The organism is Streptomyces sp. NPDC045968 (genome assembly GCF_056430475.1).
The window spans coordinates 285,621-305,665 of sequence record NZ_JBWKLF010000004.1; the positions used below are offsets into that span (position 1 = coordinate 285,621).

Genomic DNA, 20,045 nt, shown 5'->3' on the forward strand with positions numbered 1-20,045 from the left:
CACACCCTTCTCGGGGTCCACGGAAACACCTCCGGGGGATGGGCGACGTCCCAACTTGTGACTCGCCCCGTGGGGCACACGGGGGGGGGGCCCGGCGGATATCCGCCGGGCCCCTCCTGCTGTTCGTTGCGTCGCGCCTAGAGCGCGCCGAACCCCACCCGCCGGGTGCTGGGCTCGCCGATCTCCACGTACGCGATCCGGTCGGCCGGCACCAGAACCTTGCGGCCCTTGTCGTCCGTGAGGCTGAGCAGCTGCGCCTTGCCGGAGAGCGCCTCGGCGACCGCGCTCTCGACCTTTTCGGCGGAAAGCCCGCTCTCCAGAACGATCTCCCGGGGCGTGTGCTGCACCCCGATCTTGACCTCCACGGCTATGTCCCTCCGACGGTCAGTCTCTGCGCGGTGAACCGCGCCGTACGCAGCACACATTAGCCCGGTGAGGGGACCGACCACGGCCCGACCGGCAACGCCCGCAGCGAACACCGGAGGTGATCACCGGCGTGCGGCCCGGCTCGGCGTGGTTCAGTGCTGCTCGATGCCGTGCAGCGGGAATCCCGCGATGCCCCGCCAGGCGAGCGAGGTCAGCAGCTGCACCGCCGTGTCGCGGGGGATGCCCGAGGGGCTGGAGAGCCAGTAGCGGGCCACCACCTGGGAGACTCCGCCCAGGCCGACCGCGAGCAGCATGGACTCGTCCTTGGACAGGCCCGTGTCGCCGGCGATGACGTCGGAGATGGCCTCCGCGCACTGGAGCGAGACCCGGTCGACCCGTTCCCGCACCGCGGGCTCGTTGGTCAGGTCGGACTCGAAGACCAGCCGGAAGGCCCCGCCCTCGTCCTCCACGTACGCGAAGTAGGCGTCCATCGTCGCCTCGACACGCAGCTTGTTGTCCGTCGTCGACGCGAGCGCCGTGCGCACCGCCTGGAGAAGCGACTCGCAGTGCTGGTCCAGCAGGGCCAGGTAGAGCTCCAGCTTGCCCGGGAAGTGCTGGTAGAGCACCGGCTTGCTGACGCCCGCCCGCTCGGCGATGTCGTCCATCGCGGCGGAGTGGTAGCCCTGCGCGACGAAGACCTCCTGCGCGGCGCCCAGCAACTGATTGCGTCGGGCGCGGCGGGGCAGGCGAGTGCCCCGCGGGCGCGCTGCCTCTGTCTGCTCGATGGCTGTCACGCCGCCTCCCAAAATTGTGTTCCGGCACAGCTGTTCCGTGCACGTCGCGCCGTGCCGCCATCGTACTTTTGGGTAACCCGGGTATGCGCGGCGCGGACGCAGAATTTCATGGACCGGACGACTGCGATAGCCGCAGATGTACGGAGTCGGGGAGCAAAGCGGGTCGTATTACCGGTAATCGTCTTCGTCCTGGGGGACCACGCGGCTCTGTTCCGCGGCATCCGCCTCGTTCGCCCTCTCCCGGTCGATGCCCGCCGGCGGATCGTCGTCCCGTGGCTGGACGTCCGCGCGCTGTTCGGCGGCGTCGGCGTCGGGGGTCTCCTGGTGCGGCTCGTCCGGCTGGACGTCCTCGAAGGTGTCCGGGTCGCTGGGGTCGACCGTCATGGTGGCTCCCTTCCCTCCCTTGAAGCCTAGGAGTAAGCGTGCGGAGCCGCTACGCGGTCTGTGACCGCGAACACACGAATCGGCGCGTGATCGTCTCGTAACATTGCCGCATGTCTTCGACCGAGCTGCCGGGTACCCGCGCCGCCGCTGCCGCGGCCGCCCCCACGGTCAGTGCCGTCAGGGTCGCGGAGGGGGAGAGGCTGCGCTCCGTCACGCTGGCGGGCCTCACCCTGACCGTCCGCTCCCGGCCGCCGCTGCGCACGGGCCTCGCCCCCGCCCTCTACGTCCACGGGCTCGGCGGCTCGTCCCAGAACTGGTCGGCGCTGATGCCGCTGTTGGGGGACGTGCTCGACAGCGAGGCGCTCGATCTGCCCGGTTTCGGTGACTCGCCGCCGCCGGACGACGGTAACTACTCGGTGACCGGGCACGCGCGCGCCGTGATCCGGCTGATCGACGCGGGAGGGCGCGGGCCCGTCCACCTTTTCGGTAATTCCATGGGCGGCGCGGTCGCCACCCGGGTCGCGGCCGTCCGCCCCGACCTGGTGCGCACCCTCGCCCTGATCTCGCCCGCGCTGCCGGAACTGCGCGTGCAGCGGTCCGCCGTGCCGACCGGTCTGCTGGCCCTCCCCGGCATCGCGTCCCTCTTCTCCCGGCTCACGAAGGACTGGACCGCCGAACAACGCACGCGTGGGGTCATGGCACTCTGTTACGGAGATCCGGCACGGGTCTCCGAAGAAGGATTCCGTCACGCGGTGGCGGAAATGGAGCGCCGGCTGGAGCTGCCGTACTTCTGGGACGCCATGACACGCTCGGCCCGTGGCATCGTCGATGCCTACACACTGGGCGGGCAGCACGGACTGTGGCGCCAGGCCGAGCGGGTGCTCGCGCCGACCCTGCTGGTGTACGGCGGACGGGACCAGCTCGTCTCGTACCGGATGGCACGCAGGGCGTCCGCGGCCTTCCGCGACGTCCGGCTGGTGACACTGCCCGATGCCGGGCACGTGGCGATGATGGAGTACCCGGAGACGGTCGCCCAGGCGTTCCGGGATCTGCTCGACGAATGCGGCGGGAGCTGATCCGGGGCGTGGGACGACATAGCCGAAAGGGCCCCGAGGCCAGGAGCCAGGGCAGTACGAGCGACGAGGGCGATCCCGGGACGGGCCCGTCAACGGCCGCTCCGGCGGGGGCGGCCCCGTCCGGGGCCGGCAACGGACGGCGCAGGCGCGGAGCCGCCACGCCGCCCGGTGGTGACGGACACACTCCGTTCCACGGTGTGCCGCAGGTGCGCGGCGGCCACCCCGAGCAGCGCGAGGCCGGCGGCGGCTGGGGGACCGGGCCGCAGCAGCGGTACGGCGACTGGCAGACGCCCGGGCGGCAGGGCCGGCCGGGCGCACCGGCACAGGCGGGGCCCTCCGGGCCCGCGGGATTCGCCGGAGCGGCCCGTGGCGGGGCCCCGCGAGGGGCGGCGCCGCAGATGTCCGGCACCGGGCAGACTCCCGCACAACAGGCGTCCGCCCAGCAGGCGGTGGCCCGGCAGGTGTCGGCCCAGGAGGCGGCGCAGCGCGCTGCCGACCGGCGCACGGGCCCGCGGTCCACCGGGGCCCCGGTGTTCCCGGGACCCCGGCGGGAGTTCGTCGACGCGTTCGACGGTGCCCCGCCCGCTTCACCGCCCCCCGCCGATCCGCACACCCCGCTCACCCAGCGGGGTGACGGGCAGTCGTCCCCGGACGGCGCGGACGAGGCCGAGGGTTCCGTACCGGGCAAGGGCGGCAAGGGGCGTACGTTCACCGGGATCGCCGCCGCCGCCGTCACGACCGTGCTCGCCGTCGTGGTGGCCGGGCAGGTCGCCCAGGACACGGACGACCGGGACATCGCCTCGCAGGCCGCCGGGGTGGACCGCGAGGCGGGCGAGGACGCCTCCCGCTCCGACACCCGGCCCACGCCGCAGCCGAAGGCGGCCCAGGTCAAGCCGCTCTCGTACGCGCAGAAGCTGGCGAAGCCCTATCCGCTGGCTCCGGACCTCGCGGCCACCGGGAAATTCGAGGCGGTTCCGGGACTGGCGAAGGCGCCGGGCAAGGGGCAGAAGTTCCGCTATCGGATCGATGTCGAAAAGGGTCTCGCCCTCGACGCGGGACTGTTCGCCGACGCCGTTCAGAAGACGCTGAACGACGACCGGAGTTGGGCACACAACGGTGCCATGACATTCGAGCGGATCTCCTCGGGCGAAGCGAATTTCGTGATCACGCTGGCCAGTCCTGGAACCACGGGGGCCTGGTGTGCGAAATCGGGTCTGGATACGACCGAGGACAATGTCTCCTGCGATTCGGCCGCGACCGAACGCGTCATGATCAATGCCTACCGCTGGGCCCAGGGGTCCTCGACCTACGGCCCCGAGAAGCTCATGGCCTACCGTCAGATGCTCATCAACCACGAGGTCGGCCACCGGCTCGGATACGGGCACACGAACTGCCGGACGCCCGGTGCGCTGGCGCCCGTGATGCAGCAGCAGACCAAGTCGCTGGACATCGGCGGAATCAAGTGCCGGGCCAACCCCTGGGTGCATCCCGGTAATTGAGGTCGGCGTCCGTGCCCCCGGTCGCGCCCGCCCGGGGGCCCCGTCCACCCCTTGTCCGGATGGTGAGACGGGCGTCTTATTCCGCGTTGACATCGACGATCGGGTCGTCCATATTTCTCGGCATGTCACGCAGCCCTGTCACCTACGAGCGCGCCGCCATTGAGCTGGCGCTCCTCGGCGTGACCGGAATCTGCGTAGCCGACGTTCTCTGTCGCTGACGCCTGCCCGAGCGCGCGTCGGCCCTTTTCCCGGACCCGTCCTGGTTTCTTCCGGACCGTTCCCGGTTCCTCGGCCATTCATGACTGCCGCGCCTGGGCGTATTCCGCCCGCAGGCGCGGCATTTCGGTGTTCCGTCCCGTTCTTCTCGCTGCCGCCTGCGCACGGACCCCTTTCCGCATTCCCTGCCAGCAGTACACCGAGAGGTCATCTTCCGATGCGTCAAACGTCCGTCATATCGCGCCGCGTGGCAGCGGCAGCCGTCAGTCTTGTCCTGGCTGCGGGCGCCGCGGCCTGCGCCGGGCCCCAGGACGGCAAGGGGAGCGACGGCGGCCCGGGCGCCGGGGGCACGCCGCAGAAGGGCGGCACCCTCACCGTCCTCAACAGCAACCCGCAGGAGGACTTCGACCCCGCCCGGCTCTACACCTCCGGCGGCGGCAACGTCCCCTCCCTCGTCTTCCGTACGCTCACCACCCGCAACCGCGAGGACGGCGCCGCGGGTGCGAAGGTCGTCCCCGACCTCGCGACCGACCTGGGCACGCCCAGCGAGAACGCCACCGTCTGGACGTACACCCTGAAGGACGGGCTGAAGTACGAGGACGGCACCGCGATCACCAGCGCGGACATCAAGTACGGCATCGAGCGCTCGTTCGCCGCCGAACTCTCCGGCGGCGCCCCGTATCTGCGCGACTGGCTGATCGGCGGAGCCGACTACCAGGGCCCGTACAAGGACAAGAAGGGCCTCGACTCCATCGAGGTGCCGGACGCGAAGACCATCGTCTTCCGCCTCAACAAGCCCGAGGGTGAATTCCCCTACCTGGCGACCCAGACCCAGACCACCCCCGTGCCCAAGGCCAAGGACACCGGCACGAAGTACGAGGAGCACCCGGTCTCGTCGGGGCCGTACAAGGTCGTCACGAACGAGAACGACGGCGAGCGCCTCGTCCTGGAGCGCAACCCCCACTGGTCGGCGGCGACCGACGAGGAGCGCAAGGCATACCCCGACCGGATCGACGTACGCTCCGGGCTCGACTCCGCCGTCATCAACCAGCGGCTCTCCGCCTCCCAGGGCGCCGACGCCGCGGCCGTCACCACCGACACCAACCTGGGTCCGGCCGAACTCGCCAAGGTCACCGGCGACAAGGCACTCGCGTCCCGGGTCGGCACCGGCCGCTTCGGATACACGAACTACATCGCGTTCAACCCGAAGGTGAAGCCGTTCGACGACCCGAAGGTGCGGCAGGCGATCGCGTACGCCGTCGACCGCTCCTCGGTCGTCAACGCGGCCGGCGGTTCCTCGCTCGCCGAGCCCGCCACCACCTATCTGCCCAACCAGAAGTCCTTCGGACACACGCCGTACGACCACTTCCCGGCGGGGAAGACGGGCAACGCGGAAAAGGCGAGGGAACTGCTCAAGGAGGCCGGTCACCCCAAGGGGCTGACCATCACCCTCACCCACTCCAACGACAAGGACTTCGAGACCAGCCCGGAGATCGCCACGGCCCTCCAGGCCGCGCTCAAGAAGGCCGGGATCACGGTCGAGCTCCAGGGTCTGGAGAGCAACGACTACTCCGACACCATCCACAGCGCCGACAAGGAGCCGGGCTTCTTCCTCGCCCACTGGGGTGCCGACTGGCCCTCCGGAGGCCCGTTCCTCGCGCCGATCTTCGACGGCCGGCAGATCGTGAAGGACGGCGCCAACTTCAACACCGGCTTCCTGAACGACGCCTCGGTCAACAAGGAGATCGACGAGATCAACAAGCTGACCGACCTGAGCGCCGCCGCCCAGCGCTGGGGCGCGCTCGACAAGAAGATCGGTGAGCGGGCGCTGACCGTGCCGCTCTTCCACCCGGTGTACAAGCGGCTCTACGGCAAGGACATCAAGAACGTCGTCATCAGCGACTGGACCGGTGTCCTCGACATCTCCCAGGTCTCGGTCAAGTAATCATGTCCGAGGCACTTCTGGTCCAGGAGGCGGGAGCGGCGCCGGTCGTCGCCCCCGCCTCGGGGGCCCGGCTGTTCTGGCGGCGGCTGCGCGCTCAGCGCGCGGCCACCGCCGCGGCGGCCGTGGTCCTCCTGCTCGTCCTGGTCGCACTCGCCGCGCCGCTCCTCGCCGCGCTGGCGGGCCAGGACCCCGACACGTACCACCCCGATCTCGTCGACTCGGCGGCCGGCGGTGTGCCGATCGGCTCCTTCGGAGGCATCAGCGCCGAGCACTGGCTCGGCGTCGAACCCCAGACCGGCCGCGACCTGTTCGCCCGCATCGTCTACGGGGCACGCGTCTCGCTCGGAGTCGCCGTCGTCGCGACCGTCCTCCAGGTCGCCATCGGCCTCGTCGTCGGACTCGCGGCCGCCCTCGGCAACCGCTGGGTCGACCAGGTCCTGAGCCGGATCACCGACATCAACGTCGCCCTGCCGATCATGGTGATCGCGCTGGCGCTCCTCGCGATCGTCCCGGAGACCTTCCCCCGGCCCGTCCTGATCGCCCTCGTCATCGGCGGGATCAACTGGGCCGGCACCTCGAAGATCGTGCGGGCCCAGGCGCTCGCCCTGAAATCCCTCGACTTCGTCGCGGCGGCCCGGCTCGGCGGGCGCGGCACGTGGAGCATCGCCAGGCGCGAGCTGCTGCCCTCGCTCGCCGCACCCGTCATCACCTACGCGGCGCTGATGTTCCCCACCAACATCGTCGTCGAGGCGGCCCTGTCCTTCCTCGGCGTCGGCATCAGACCGCCCACCCCGTCCTGGGGCCAGATGCTCACCGAGGCCGACACCTGGTACCAGGCGGCGCCCACCTACCTGCTGCTCCCCACCGGGCTGCTCTTCGTCACCGTGCTGGCGCTGACCGTCCTCGGCGAAGGCGTCCGCACGGCACTCGACCCGCGTGCCGCGTCGCGGCTGCGGATCGGCACCGGACGGAAGAAGGACCAGTCCTCATGACCGGATTCGCACTCCGCAGGCTCGGGGGCGCCGTCCTCGTGCTCCTCGCGCTCACCGTCATCCTGTACGCGATCTTCTACGTCGCCCCGGGCGACGTCGCCCAGCTCGCCTGCGGCCCGCGCTGCTCACCCGCCCAGGTCGCCCAGGTCACCGAGCAACTGAGACTGGACGACCCGGTGTACGTGCAGTATGGGCACTTCCTCCAGGGCATCGTCGCCGGACGCGACTTCTCCACCGGCACCGGCGTCGAGCACTGCTCCGCGCCCTGCCTCGGCGTCTCGTACCAGAGCGACCAGCAGGTCACCCAGCTCATCCTGGCCAAGCTGCCCGTCACCGGGTCGCTCGTCGTCGGCGCCTTCGCCGGTTACGTCCTGCTCGGCGTCGGCACGGGAGTGCTGTCCGTGTGGCGGCGGGGCCGGATCACCGAACGGGTACTGACCTGGCTGACCCTCGCGGGCACGGCCACCCCCGTCTTCGTGATCGGGCTGCTGCTCATCATCGTCTTCTGCTCCACCCTCCAGTGGCTGCCGTCGCCGACGTACGTGCCCTTCGGCGAGGACCCCGAACAGTGGGCCTGGGGACTGCTGCTGCCGTGGGTGTCGCTGGCCCTCATCGAGTCCGCCAAGTACGCCCGGCTGACCAGGAGCTCCATGCTGGAGACGCTCGCCGACGACCATGTGCGCACCTTCCGCGCCTACGGGGTCGGCGAACGCGCCATCATCGGCCGGCACGCGCTGCGCGGGGCGCTCGCGCCCGTGATCGCGCTCGGCGCCCTCGACGTCGGCACGATGTTCGGCGGCGCGGTGCTCACCGAGTCGCTCTTCGGGATTCCGGGGATCGGGCGCGAACTGGTCCACGCCGTCAAGGTCGTCGACCTGCCGGTGGTCGTCGGGATGGTGCTGGTGACCGGTTTCTTCGTGGTGCTTGCCAATGCCGTCGCGGACCTGCTGTACGCGGCGGCCGACCGACGGGTGGTCCTGTCATGACGCAACGCCTGGCGACGGCCGGAGCCGGACTCCCGGTGGGGACGGCAGCCGGTCCGGAGCCCCTGGTGGAGGTCGAGGGCCTCACCATCGACTTCGGTGACGTCCGGGCCGTGGACGGCCTCTCGTTCACCCTGCGAGCCGGGGGCGCGCTCGGCATCGTGGGCGAGTCCGGTTCCGGCAAGAGCGCCTCCGCGTACGCCCTGCTCGGTCTGCACCGCGGTACGGGGGCCCGGGTCTCCGGAACCGTCCGCGTCGCGGGTACGGACGTGGGCGCCGCGGACGACCGCGAACTGCGGGCCCTGCGGGGAGCGAAGGCCGCCATGGTCTTCCAGGACCCGCTGTCCTCGCTCGACCCGTACTACGCGGTCGGCGACCAGATCGCCGAGGTGTACCGGGTGCACCACACCGCTTCGAGGCGCGCCGCACGGGCCAGGGCGGTGGAGGTCCTGGACCGGGTCGGCATCCCCGACGCGGCCCGACGGGCGGACTCCCGGCCGCACGAGTTCTCCGGCGGGATGCGCCAGCGCGCCCTGATCGCGATGGCCCTGGCCTGCGAACCGCGGCTGCTGATCGCCGACGAACCGACGACCGCGCTGGACGTCACCGTGCAGGCCCAGATCCTGGACCTCCTGCACACCCTGCGCCACGAGACGGGCATGGGGCTGCTCCTGGTCACCCATGACGTGGGCGTCGCCGCGGAGAGCGTCGACGAGGTGCTGGTCATGCGGGCGGGCCGGGAGGTCGAACGCGGCCCCGTCGCCGGGGTGCTGGGCGCTCCCCGCCGGCCGTACACCCGGGAGCTGCTCTCGGCGGTGCCCCGGGTGGACGCGCCACGGAAGGCGCCGGTCCCGCGGCCCAGGGCGGACTCCGGTGCGCCGCCGCTGCTCGAAGCGGTGGACCTGCGGCGCGAGTTCGGCCGGGGACGCGGGAAGGCCGCCGCGGTGGACGGGGTCTCGCTCACCGTCCACGCGGGCGAGACCCTCGGCATCGTGGGGGAGAGCGGCAGCGGCAAGACGACGCTCGGGCGGATGCTCGTACGGCTGCTCGACCCGAGCTCGGGGCGGCTCCGCTACGCGGGTACGGAGATCGGCGCACTGTCGGAGAAGGCGATGCGCCCGTACCGGCGGGACCTCCAGATGGTCTTCCAGGACCCGGTGTCCTCGCTCAACCCGCGGCGTTCGGTCGGCGAATCCGTGGCCGACCCGCTGCGGGCGGCGGGGGAGAGCGACGAGACCCGCATCCGGGCCCGGGTGGGCGAACTGCTGGAGCGGGTCGGACTCGACCCCGACCGGTACGAACGCTATCCGCACGAGTTCAGCGGCGGACAGCGCCAGCGCGTCGGCATCGCCCGCGCGCTCGCCGCCGGACCGAAGCTGATCGTCTGCGACGAGCCGGTATCGGCACTCGACGTCACGACCCAGGCACAGGTCATCGCGCTCCTCGCCGAACTCCAGCGCGAGCTGGGCATCGGGCTCGTCTTCATCGCCCACGACCTCGCGGTCGTACGGCAGGTCAGCGACCGGGTCGCGGTCATGCGGCAGGGCCGGATCGTCGAGCAGGGGCCGGCCGACGAGGTGTACGGCGATCCCCGCGATCCGTACACCAAGCAGCTCCTGGCCGCCGTGCCCGCGCTCGATCCGGCGCTCGCGGCGGTGCGCCGGGCCGCCCGCAAGGAGCTGGCCGCAGCCTGACCCTGCGTAACCCTACGGCTCCTTACCGCGACAGAACGCCACCGGGGCAGGAAAGTTACGACGGTTCACCCCTTTCGGTGGGGGGGGGGGGAAAAAAAACCCCCCCCCCCCCCCCCCCCCCCCTCCCCCCCCCCCCCCCCCCCCCCCCCCCCCCCCCCACCGGCGTATCCGCTTACGGTCGTCCCGCTGCGAGTCGCCATTCCAACGGCGGCCGTCCACAAGGGAGATCGGGGGTGTACTCGTGCGGATCGGACTGCTCACCGACGGTGGTTATCCGTATGCGACCGGTGAATCCCGGCTCTGGTGCGACCGGCTGGTGCGCGGCCTTCCCCAGCACGAGTTCGACCTCTACGCGCTCAGCCGCTCCGCCCACCAGGAGGAACAGGGCTGGGTCAGACTCCCGCCCCAGATCCGCCGGGTGCGGACGGCTCCCCTGTGGACCTCCGACGACGACGCGCTGCGCGGCAGCAGCCCGAAGGGGATGCTGGCCAGGATCCTGACCGGGGACGGACGGTCCTTCGGGCGCCGCGAGCGCCGGCGCTTCACGGAGCATCTGACGGCGCTCGCCGCCACCGTCTGCGCCGCCGACGACAGCGGCGCGTCCGCCGCGGCGGATGCGGCGGCGGGCGGCACGGCCGGTACACCCTTCACGGAAGCCCTGTACGGGCTCGCCGAACTGGCCGGGGAACGCGGCGGACTGCACACCGCGCTCCGCTCCGAGACCACCATGCGCATCCTGGAATCGGCGTGCCGCGCCCGGGGCACCGGGCGGACCGTCCAGACCGCCACCGTGCCCGACCTCCTCACCTTCGCCGCCGAACTGGAGCGGATGCTGCGCCCCCTCTCCCTCGACTGGTACGACGAGGAGGGCCTCGGCGCCGTCGACCTCTGCCACGCCGCATCGGGAGGCGCGGCAGCCCTGCCCGGCCTTCTGGCCAAACGCTTCTTCGGAGTGCCGCTGCTGGTCACGGAGCACGGCGTGCATCTGCGGGCCCACTACCTCGCCACGCCCGGCGAGCCGTTCACCGCACCGGTGCGCGCGCTGCTCGCCAGCTTCCACGGACAGCTCGCCGCCGAGGTCTACCGCCAGGCCGCGATCATCACCCCCGGCAACACCCATGTACGCCGCTGGCAGGAGCGGTGCGGCGCCGACCGCGCCAAGCTGCGCACGGTCTACCCGGGCATGGCGGCGGAGCGTTTCCGGCGCGTGGGGGAGAGCGACGACGGCGGCGGCCCCGACACGCTGGTGTGGGTCGGCCGGATCGAGCCCGCCAAGGACCTGATCGCACTGCTGCACGCCTTCGCCGAGGTACGCAGGGCCGAGCCGGATGCCCGGCTCCGGATCTTCGGCGCCCCGGCGCAGGGGGCCGAGGGAGACGCCTACCTCGCGACCTGCCGGGCCCTGGCCGCGCAGCTCTTCCCCGACGAGGCCACCGGCGCGCACGCCGTGGGCGACAACCCGGTCTCGTTCGAGGAGATCGGCGGTCCCGACGTCCCCGATCTCTCCGAGGCGTACGCGGCGGGCGGCGTCATCGTCCTGTCCAGCGTCGTCGAGGGCTTCCCCATCAGCCTCGTCGAGGCGATGTTCTGCGGCCGGGCCACCGTCTCCACGGACGTGGGCGCGGTCGTCGAGGTCATCGGGGGCACGGGGCTCGTGGTGCCTCCGCGTAATCCGCGGGCGCTCGCCGATGCCTGCGTCGCACTGCTGCGCGACCCCGAGCGGCGCGCACGCCTCGGCGCGGCGGCGCGCGCCCGGGCGCTCGAACTCTTCACCGTCGAACAGAACCTCGCGGCATTTCGCGGCATTTACCTGGAGCTGATCTCGCGCTCCCCCGCGTGGAGGGAAGCCGACGCGCTGGACGCCGACGGCGAACCGCGCCCCTTCGCCACCCCGCCCGAGGCCCATGTGCTCGGCCACTGGACGGTCGCGCAGACCCCCGCCGCGGCTCCGGCCGGGCGGGGCGCCGCCCGGCTGCCGAGCTGGGCCGCCGAGCCCGAGGGCGTGTGCGCGGCCGCCGCGGGGTCGGGGGACGGCGATGGGTGACCACGAGACCGGCCATGACCACGGAGGACCCCCGATGGGCCGACCAACGACCGAAGCCACGGACGCCCCTGCGGCCCCCCGCGCCGACGGGGGCTGGGACCCGCGCTCGGAGGCGCTGGTCTACGCGACCTCGGTCTCGGACCTGACGGAGATGTCCGAGCCGCCCTGGGGTTTGCCGGACAGTGTCCCGGACTCGGCTGCCGCGGACGAGGAGGCCGAGGCCGTGGGGCTCCCCGGGGCCGACGCGCCCGTCGGAAGCGCCGACGCCGAAGACCCCACCCCCGCCTCGGCCCCCGCGCCCGCACCGGTCCCGCTCCACCGGGCGCCCGAGGTCGCCCCAGGGATCGCCGTGCGCAAACCCGCCGCGCGGCGCGGAACCGCCGACCCCGTGAAGTCGCTCATGCACCGGCACCGCGAGCTCTGCGAGAGGGCCGTCGATCCGCTGGAGATCGCCGCCGGGCTGGAGGCCCACGGACTCACCGACCGCACCGCCGCCCGCTACCGGCACCGTGACGTCTTCTCGCTCGCCGAGGAGCTCTACGCCAGGGCCCCCGGCATCGTGCGCGAGCCCGGAGCGCCGCCCCCGCACGCCGGGCGCGACTCGGAAGGCCGGGCGGGGTGGACGCTGCTCGCCCTGCTGCCGGGCGCCGCCTGCCTCGCGACCGCGGGCGTGCTCCGGGTCACCGAAGGGATGCTCGACGGGGGCGCGCGGTCCGCGGTGACGGGCGCCGGAGTGCTTCTTGCCCTCCTCGGGCTACGGCTCTGTCTGCACCGCGGCCCCCTGCGCGCCGAGAGCCGTCCCATCGGGGCGGCCACGGCGTACGGCTGCTGGCTCCTCGGGTACGCCATGTACGGCGAGGGCCTGCTCGCCCAGGTCATGACCGGTGGCCCGGACGGCGGCTGGGCCGGTGACCCCGCCCCGCTGCTCGGCCTCGCGCTCGCCGTCGCCCCCGCAGCCTGGTGCGCCCACCTCTTCTCCGTACACGCACACCGCAAACTCGCCGGAAGCCGCGCACTGGAGGAGTTCGGCGCGGGTGTGCGCCCCGTACTGCTCGGAGTCGTCGCGCTCTTCCTGTTCGCCCTCCTCGTCCTGCTGTCCCTCGCCGGTCTCGCGTACGGGGGCGACGGCGTGCCCGTCGCGGCGACCGCACTCGGTGTTCTGCTCTTCCTGGCCCGCCTGCTCACCGTGCACGGCTTCCCCGAGCCGGCCACCACCGGTCTCGCCGCCGCCTGCGCCGTCGAAGTGGCGGCCCCCGCCCTGATCCTGGCCGGGCGCCTGCCCGGCCTCGACTCCCTCGCCCGGCCCGTCGACGCCTTCGTCGCGGCGGCCGGCCCCGGAGCCGTACCGGCCCTCGCCTGCGGCGCGGCCGCCATCGGGCTGCTGATCCACGCCGCAGTAGCCCTCTCCAGGGCGTCCGCTCACGCCACGGCGCGAGCGGACGCGAAGTGACCCCGATCCACCGCCGCACGCCCGTGGAGCCGACGCCGCGGGTCTCTCACACCCCGTACATATCGACAACAGCCTCAAGGAGAAACCGGACATGACGCCCCAATCCCCCGCACCGGCAGCCCGCCGTCGGCACCCAGGGGGCGCACGATGAGGGTGCTGCTGCTTGGAGCCAACGGATTCCTCGGCCGTTTCGTCGCCGACCGGCTGCTCGCCGACCCGGCCGTACACCTCACGGCGCTCGGCCGGGGCGACGACGCCGACGTCCGGTTCGACCTCGCGGGCGGCAGCCCGGGGGCGCTCACCCGCTTCCTGGACGCCGTCCACCCCGGAGTCGTCGTCAACTGCGCGGGCGCCACCCGCGGCGGCGCCCGTGACCTGACCCGCCACAACACCGTCGCCGTCGCCACCGTCTGCGAGGCCCTGCGCCGGAGCGGCTGCGGCGCCCGGCTCGTCCAGGTCGGCTGCTCCGCCGAGTACGGGCCCTCGCAGCCCGGCTCGTCGACGGCCGAGGACGCCATCCCCCGCCCCGGCGGCCCGTACGGGGTCAGCAAGCTCGCCGCCACCGAACTCGTCCTCGGCTCCGACCTCGACGCGGTCGTGCTGCGGGTCTTCTCACCCGTCGGCCCGGGCACCCCCGCCGGCTCCCCGCTCGGCCGCCTCGCGGAGGCGATGCGCCGGGCCATGCAGTCCGGCGACGGCGAACTCAAGCTCAGCGGACTCGGAGTGCAGCGCGACTTCGTCGATGTGCGCGACGTGGCGCGCGCCGTGCACGCCGCCTCGCTCTCGGCCGCCCAGGGTGTCGTCAACATCGGTACGGGCAGGGCCGTCCGGCTCCGCGACGCGGCCGCCGTCCTCGCCCGGGTCGCCGGCTACGCGGGCGCGCTCCACGAACTGGACGCCCCTGCGTCCAGGCTCCCGATCGGCGCCCCCCGCGCCTCCGTCGAGACCGTCGTCGAACACCTCTCGGCGACCCCGTCCCCCTACCCGGACGGCTGCGGTGCCTGGCAGCAGGCCGATGTCCGCACGGCCCGCGACCGGCTCGGCTGGCGCCCCCGGATCAACCTGGAGGAGTCCCTCGCGGACATCTGGATGGAGGCGGCATGCCGCATCTGACCACCACAGGTACGGCCCGGCGGACCAACGGCGGCGACCAGCTCGGCTTCGGTGTCCCCGGCTACGCGCACCCGCTGCTCGCCCCCACCGAATGGGCCGAACTGACCAGGCCGGGCACGCCGCTGCACTGGGCGGTCCTCAACATCGACAACGGGCCCGGTGCCCGGCCCGACCCGCACTGCCTGGAGGCCGCGGGCCGACTCCGTAACGCCAGGGAACGGGCCCTGCGCGGCGAGGCCCGGGACGACACGGTCCGGGCCGCCGGGGGCAGGCTGCTCGGCCACCTCGATCTCGCCCACGGCGACCGGCCCTTCGACGAGATCGTCGCCGACGCCCGGTCCTTCGTCAGCTGGTACCGGGTCGGGGGCTTCTACCTCGACCGGTGTCCCGCCGAGCGCGCCGGCCTCCCGGCGGTCCGGAGGCTCACCAGCACACTCTCCGCCGTCCTGGCGGACAGCGGCAGCGGTGGTGCGGACAGCGGCGGTGACCAGGCGGACGGCGGTGGCCGGCTCGTCCTGGGGCACGGCACCCACCCGTATCCGGGCTACGCCGAGACGGCCGGTCAACTCGTCACCTTCCGGGGGCCGTGGACCGACTACCGCTGGTCGCAGGTGGCGGAGTGGACCGCCGCCTACCCGCCCGACCGGTTCGCGCACTTCGTGCACGGCGTCCCGCGCACCCACCTCGACGAGGCCATGCGCATCGCCCGCTGGCAGGGGGCGGGGACGATCTTCTTCACAGACCGGACCGCCCACGTTCACGAAGGCGGACAAACTGATCCATTCACGGCGCTGCCCAGTTACTGGGACGAAATCGTCTCGCGGATCGGACCCGGTATCTCGGAATGAGAGGGGGCGTGGCAGTGTTACCGCAAGCACAACCGTACGTAGCTGAAGTACGTAGAAACCGACCACCTGCATTGTTGAGGTTCCTGTGTCGCTGCCACCCTTGGTCGAGCCAGCTGCTGAGCTCACCGTCGACGAGGTCCGCAGGTACTCCCGCCACCTGATCATCCCGGATGTCGGGATGGACGGGCAGAAGCGGCTGAAGAACGCGAAGGTGCTGTGTGTCGGCGCCGGCGGCCTCGGCTCGCCGGCCCTGATGTACCTGGCCGCGGCCGGTGTCGGCACGCTCGGCATCGTGGAGTTCGACGAGGTCGACGAGTCGAACCTGCAGCGCCAGATCATTCACAGCCAGGCCGACATCGGCCGGTCCAAGGCCCAGTCCGCCAAGGACTCGGTGCTGGGCATCAATCCGTACGTGAAGGTCGTCCTCCACGAAGAGCGGCTCGAAGCCGACAACGTGATGGACATCTTCGCCCAGTACGACCTGATCGTGGACGGCACGGACAACTTCGCCACCCGCTATCTCGTCAACGACGCGGCCGTTCTGCTGAACAAGCCGTACGTATGGGGCTCGATCTACCGGTTCGACGGCCAGGCGTCCGTCTTCTGGTCCGAGCACGGTCCCTGCTACCGCTGCCTCTACCCGGAGCCGCCGCCCCCCGGCATGGTTCCCTCCTGCGCCGAGGGCGGTGTCCTGGGTGTGCTCTGCGCGTCCATCGGCTCCATCCAGGTCAACGAGGCCATCAAGCTGCTCGCCGGTATCGGTGACCCGCTCGTCGGCCGTCTGATGATCTACGACGCGCTGGAGATGCAGTACCGCCAGGTGAAGGTCCGCAAGGACCCCGACTGCGCGGTCTGCGGCGAGAACCCGACCGTCACCGAGCTCATCGACTACGAGGCCTTCTGCGGCGTCGTGTCCGAAGAGGCCCAGGAGGCGGCGCTCGGCTCCACGATCACTCCCAAGCAGCTCAAGGAGTGGATCGACGGGGACGAGAAGATCGAGATCATCGACGTCCGCGAGCCGAACGAGTACGAGATCGTCTCGATCCCGGGCGCCAGGCTGATCCCGAAGAACGAGTTCCTGATGGGCAACGCCCTCCAGGACCTGCCGCAGGACAAGCGCATCGTCCTGCACTGCAAGACCGGTGTCCGCAGCGCCGAGGTCCTCGCGGTCCTCAAGTCGGCGGGCTTCGCCGACGCGGTGCACGTGGGCGGCGGCGTGATCGGCTGGGTCCACCAGATCGAGCCCGAGAAGCCGGTCTACTAGACCCGCGGTACAGGAAGGGGCCGGTCCGCGCATCCGCGGGCCGGCCCCTTCTCGTACGCGTCGCCGCTACGAGCAGGTCTTGCCGTCCGCCGGGACCTCGCCGTCCAGGAAGTAGTCGTCGACCGTCGAGGTCACGCACGCGCTCTCGCCGTACGCGCCGTGCCCCTCGCCCTTGTTGGTGACCATGATGCCGACGCCCTCGCCCAGCTCGTCCGCCATCTTCTGCGCGCCCTCGTACGGCGTGGCCGGGTCACCGGTCGTGCCTATGACGAGGACCGGGCCCGCGCCGGGGGCACTCGCCTCCGGCGTCTCGTGCTCGCCGTCGACCGGCCACCGCGCGCACCAGCCGGCCGTGTCCCAGGCCAGGAACGGCCCGAACACCGGGGACAGCTTCCGGAATTCGGGCAGCAGCGCCCTGGCCTCGTCGGCCGTCGGCCGGGCCTTGGTGTCGGCACAGGAGATGGCGCGCTGCGAGTGGCTCTGGGTGTCGTAACGCCCGTCCGCGTCCCGGCCGTTGTACGCGTCGGCGAGCTGGAGCAGCCCGTTGCCCGTGCCGCTCTTCTCGGCTTCGTCCAGTGCGGCGGTCAGCGAGGGCCAGCTGCTCCTGGAGTAGAGCGGTGTCACGATGCCGGTGATCGCCAGGGACTCGTTGAGCTTTCGCCCCGAACTGGTCGGCAGCGGGCTGCCGTCGATCCGCTGGAGCAGCCGCGCTATGCGCTGCGTGCCCGCCTTCGGGTCCTGGCCGCGGTCCTTGAGGTAGTTCTCCAGCGCCCGCTGGAAGCCGGTGGCCTGGTTCCGGGCGTGCCCCACCGTGTCCGCCGTCGGGTCGACGACCGCGTCCAGGACGGTGCGCCCCACGTTCTCGGGGAAGAGGTGGGCGTACGTCGCGCCCAGCTCCGTACCGTAGGAGATGCCGAAGTAGGAGAGCTTGTCGTCGCCGAGGACCTGGCGGATCAGGTCCAGGTCGCGGGCCGCGTTCGACGTACCGACGTGCGGGAGGAGTGCGCCGGAGCGGCGCTCGCAGCCCGCTCCGAAGGCCGCGCCGTCGTTGACGAAGGCGGCCTCCTCCGACGCGGTGTCCGGCGTCATGTCGACCGTACGGTTGGTGGTGTCCTGCTCCTTGTCGGTGCGGCACCTGACCCCGGAGCTGGCGGCGACCCCACGCGGGTCGAAGCCCACCAGGTCGTAACGGGAGTTGAGCTTCTCGTACGAGGCGGCGGCGCGGGGCAGGATGCCGACGCCCGAACCACCGGGCCCGCCGAAGTTGAAGAGCATCGAACCGAGCCGTCGGCCCTGGTCGCGGGCCTCCTTGCGGATCAGCGCGATACCTATCGTCTCGCCGGCCGGCTTCGCGTAGTCCAGCGGTACGTCGACGTCGGCGCACCGCCATCCGGAGCCGGGGTCGCTACCGCCCTCGGGAGCCTCGCAGCGCTTCCAGTCCGGGCGCTGGGAGGTGAGAGCGGCGGGCAGACCGGGCGAGTCCGGTTCGCCCTCGGCGGTGGCCGACGGCGTGGGGCGGCCGGTGGCCGTGTCCGAGGCCTCGGGTTCCGCGCTGACGTCGCATCCCGCGAGCACCCCCGTCACCAGCAGAGCCGCCCCGGCCAGGGCGACGGCCCGCCGAATCCGTCCGTGTACGCGCATGGTGCGTTCCCTCCCCGATGCCCGAAGGCGTGGGAACGCACGCCGGGCTGTACAGATGTGCGGCCATGCTAATCGCCGCCACTGACAGCCCGCCCCCGCCGCCCCGGCCGGTCGCTCAGCCGCAGACGGTGCCGTCCGCCGGGACCTTGCCGTCCAGCAGGTAGCCGTCCACGGCCTTCTGCACACAGGCGTTGCCGCTGTTGTACGCGCCGTGTCCCTCGCCCTTGTAGGTGAGTTCGATCCCCACGCCCTTGCCCAGTTCCTCGGCCATCGCCTTCGCGCCCTCGTACGGGGTCGCCGGGTCACCGGTGTTGCCGATGACGAGGATCGGGGCGGCTCCCGGGGCGCTCACGTCCGGCGTGTCCCAGGCGCCCGCGACCGGCCAGCCGGTGCAGCCCATCAGCCCCCAGCCCAGGTAGTCACCGAAGACGGGCGATGCCTCGCGGAAGTCGGGGAGCGCCGCCTTGGTCTGCGCGGCCGTGAACCGCTCCTTGGAGTCGGCGCAGTTGATCGCGGCGTTGGCCGCGTTGGAGTTGTCGTAACGGCCTTCCTGCGAGCGTCCGTTCAGCGAGTCGGCCAGGGCCAGGAGCAGGCCGCCGTTGCCGCCGTCCGCCTCGTCGAGGCCCTGTTCGAGAAGCGGCCAGGTTTCCTGCGAGTAGAGGGAGGACGCGATGCCGGTGGTGGCCTGGGTCTGCGTCAGCTTCCGCCCGCCCAGGCCCTCGATGGGCTCCTTGTCCAACTGGTCGAGGAAATCGGCGATCCACGTCTCGACCTCCTTCCCCGTGGAGCCGGGGAGCTTGCAGTCGTCGCGCTCCGCGCAGTCCGCGGTGAAGTTGTCCAGGGCGAGCTGGAAGCCCTTGGCCTGGCCGAGCGAGGACTGCCGGGCGTCCTCGGCCGGATCGACCACCGCGTCCAGGACCGCCCTGCCGACCGTCTTGGGGAACAGATGGGCGTAGACACCGCCCAGCTCGGTCCCGTACGAGATGCCGAAGTAGTACAACTTGTCGTCGCCGAGCACCTCGCGCAGCAGATCCATGTCGCGGGCGGCGTTCGTCGTACCGACGTAGGGCAGTTCGGAGCCCGAGTTCTCCTCGCAGTCGGCGATGTACGACTTCAGGCCGTCGATGTACGTCTTCTCCTCGGCCTCGTCGTCCGGGGTGGCGTCCTGCGCGTAGAGCTCGTCGAGCTGGGCGTCGTCCGCGCACTCGACGCCCTCGCTGCGTCCGACGCCGCGCGGGTCGAAGCTCACCAGGTCGTAGCGGGTCCTGAGCTTGTCGTAGTCCGTGCCGAAGGAGGGCAGGGTGGCGACCCCGGAGGCCCCCGGGCCGCCGAAGTTGAAGATGAGGGAACCGATCCGCCGCTCCTGGTTCCGGGCCCTGCCCCGTACGAGCGCCAGCTCGATCGTCCTGCCGTCCGGCTTCGCGTAGTCGAGCGGGGCGTCCATGAACGCGCACTCCCAGACCGAGCCGCCCGGCAGAGGGGAGGGCGAGTCGCCACCGCCCTGGGCCTCGTTCGGGGCCGGACAGGGTTTCCAGTCGAGCTTCTGGGAAGACAGTTCGTCCGCCGTCGACGCGGGGGAGGCGGTCGAGGCCGGTGAGGGCTTCGACCGCTCCGCACTGTCGCCGTCCGCACTGTCCGAACAAGCCGTCAGGGGCAGCAGCACGGTGGCGGTGGCGGCGAGGGCGGCGGCACGAAGGGCGGGGGAAGTCCTCATGAGCCCATCGTGCTGCGGGGCG

Annotated in this window: 17 protein-coding genes; 12 read left to right on the forward strand and 5 right to left on the reverse strand. The window is 72.0% G+C overall.

All coding sequences use genetic code 11. From position 1 onward, the window contains the following. Positions 1–137: 137 nt before the first annotated feature. The 3 genes from AC07FA_RS14170 to AC07FA_RS14180 all read right to left on the reverse strand — a co-directional run bounded on the left by AC07FA_RS14170 (position 138) and on the right by AC07FA_RS14180 (position 1,544). A complete protein-coding gene (locus tag AC07FA_RS14170) occupies positions 138–365 on the reverse strand; it encodes a DUF3107 domain-containing protein (RefSeq protein WP_328905704.1) in 228 nt (75 codons plus the stop codon). 153 nt (positions 366–518) lie between these two features. Next, positions 519–1,160: a TetR/AcrR family transcriptional regulator gene (locus AC07FA_RS14175; RefSeq protein WP_479075542.1), complete on the reverse strand. Its 642-nt coding sequence runs from the start codon at positions 1,158–1,160 to the stop codon at positions 519–521. 168 nt (positions 1,161–1,328) lie between these two features. Next, positions 1,329–1,544, reverse strand: coding sequence for a hypothetical protein (locus tag AC07FA_RS14180; protein WP_479075544.1), 216 nt, complete (start codon positions 1,542–1,544; stop codon positions 1,329–1,331). Between the two features lie 110 nt (positions 1,545–1,654). On the opposite strand from AC07FA_RS14180, the gene AC07FA_RS14185 reads away from it, so the two are divergent. From AC07FA_RS14185 to moeZ, 12 genes are all read left to right on the forward strand, one after another. Then, positions 1,655–2,620: an alpha/beta fold hydrolase gene (locus AC07FA_RS14185; RefSeq protein WP_479075545.1), complete on the forward strand. Its 966-nt coding sequence runs from the start codon at positions 1,655–1,657 to the stop codon at positions 2,618–2,620. Between the two features lie 8 nt (positions 2,621–2,628). Beyond that, positions 2,629–4,119 (forward strand): DUF3152 domain-containing protein, encoded by a 1,491-nt coding sequence (locus AC07FA_RS14190; RefSeq protein WP_479075546.1) that lies wholly within the window; start codon positions 2,629–2,631, stop codon positions 4,117–4,119. A 122-nt stretch (positions 4,120–4,241) separates the two neighbouring features. Further along, the gene (locus AC07FA_RS14195) at positions 4,242–4,337 is read left to right on the forward strand and encodes an Ms4533A family Cys-rich leader peptide (RefSeq protein WP_479075547.1); all 96 of its coding nucleotides are present in this window, start codon (positions 4,242–4,244) and stop codon (positions 4,335–4,337) included. Positions 4,338–4,552: 215 nt separating this feature from the next. Further along, complete coding sequence (locus AC07FA_RS14200; protein WP_479075548.1) at positions 4,553–6,280, forward strand: ABC transporter substrate-binding protein; 1,728 nt, start codon at positions 4,553–4,555, stop codon at positions 6,278–6,280. Between the two features lie 2 nt (positions 6,281–6,282). Further along, complete coding sequence (locus tag AC07FA_RS14205; RefSeq protein WP_479075550.1) at positions 6,283–7,272, forward strand: ABC transporter permease; 990 nt, start codon at positions 6,283–6,285, stop codon at positions 7,270–7,272. Next, the gene (locus AC07FA_RS14210; RefSeq protein ID WP_479075551.1) at positions 7,269–8,258 is read left to right on the forward strand and encodes an ABC transporter permease; all 990 of its coding nucleotides are present in this window, start codon (positions 7,269–7,271) and stop codon (positions 8,256–8,258) included. Before AC07FA_RS14205 ends, AC07FA_RS14210 begins: the two co-directional genes overlap by 4 nt. After that, a complete protein-coding gene (locus AC07FA_RS14215; protein WP_479075552.1) occupies positions 8,255–9,949 on the forward strand; it encodes an ABC transporter ATP-binding protein in 1,695 nt (564 codons plus the stop codon). The genes AC07FA_RS14210 and AC07FA_RS14215 overlap by 4 nt, the downstream gene beginning before the upstream one ends. 241 nt (positions 9,950–10,190) lie before the next feature. Then, a complete protein-coding gene (locus tag AC07FA_RS14220; RefSeq protein WP_479075554.1) occupies positions 10,191–11,993 on the forward strand; it encodes a DUF3492 domain-containing protein in 1,803 nt (600 codons plus the stop codon). A 34-nt stretch (positions 11,994–12,027) separates the two neighbouring features. Next, on the forward strand, positions 12,028–13,443 hold the full coding sequence (locus tag AC07FA_RS14225; protein ID WP_479075555.1) for a hypothetical protein: 1,416 nt from the start codon (positions 12,028–12,030) through the stop codon (positions 13,441–13,443). Between the two features lie 147 nt (positions 13,444–13,590). Beyond that, a complete protein-coding gene (locus AC07FA_RS14230; protein ID WP_479075556.1) occupies positions 13,591–14,556 on the forward strand; it encodes an NAD-dependent epimerase/dehydratase family protein in 966 nt (321 codons plus the stop codon). Beyond that, positions 14,544–15,404, forward strand: a complete 861-nt coding sequence (locus AC07FA_RS14235; RefSeq protein ID WP_479075557.1) for a spherulation-specific family 4 protein — start codon at positions 14,544–14,546, stop codon at positions 15,402–15,404. The genes AC07FA_RS14230 and AC07FA_RS14235 overlap by 13 nt, the downstream gene beginning before the upstream one ends. A gap of 85 nt (positions 15,405–15,489) precedes the next feature. After that, positions 15,490–16,668, forward strand: a complete 1,179-nt coding sequence (gene moeZ, locus AC07FA_RS14240) for an adenylyltransferase/sulfurtransferase MoeZ (protein ID WP_479075559.1) — start codon at positions 15,490–15,492, stop codon at positions 16,666–16,668. 66 nt (positions 16,669–16,734) lie between these two features. Here the strand turns inward: moeZ and AC07FA_RS14245 are convergent, their stop codons facing one another. Together AC07FA_RS14245 and AC07FA_RS14250 are read right to left on the reverse strand one after the other, a co-directional pair. Further along, positions 16,735–18,309, reverse strand: coding sequence for an alpha/beta hydrolase (locus tag AC07FA_RS14245; protein WP_479075560.1), 1,575 nt, complete (start codon positions 18,307–18,309; stop codon positions 16,735–16,737). 115 nt (positions 18,310–18,424) lie between these two features. After that, the gene (locus tag AC07FA_RS14250) at positions 18,425–20,023 is read right to left on the reverse strand and encodes an alpha/beta hydrolase (RefSeq protein ID WP_479075562.1); all 1,599 of its coding nucleotides are present in this window, start codon (positions 20,021–20,023) and stop codon (positions 18,425–18,427) included. Positions 20,024–20,045 lie beyond the last annotated feature (22 nt).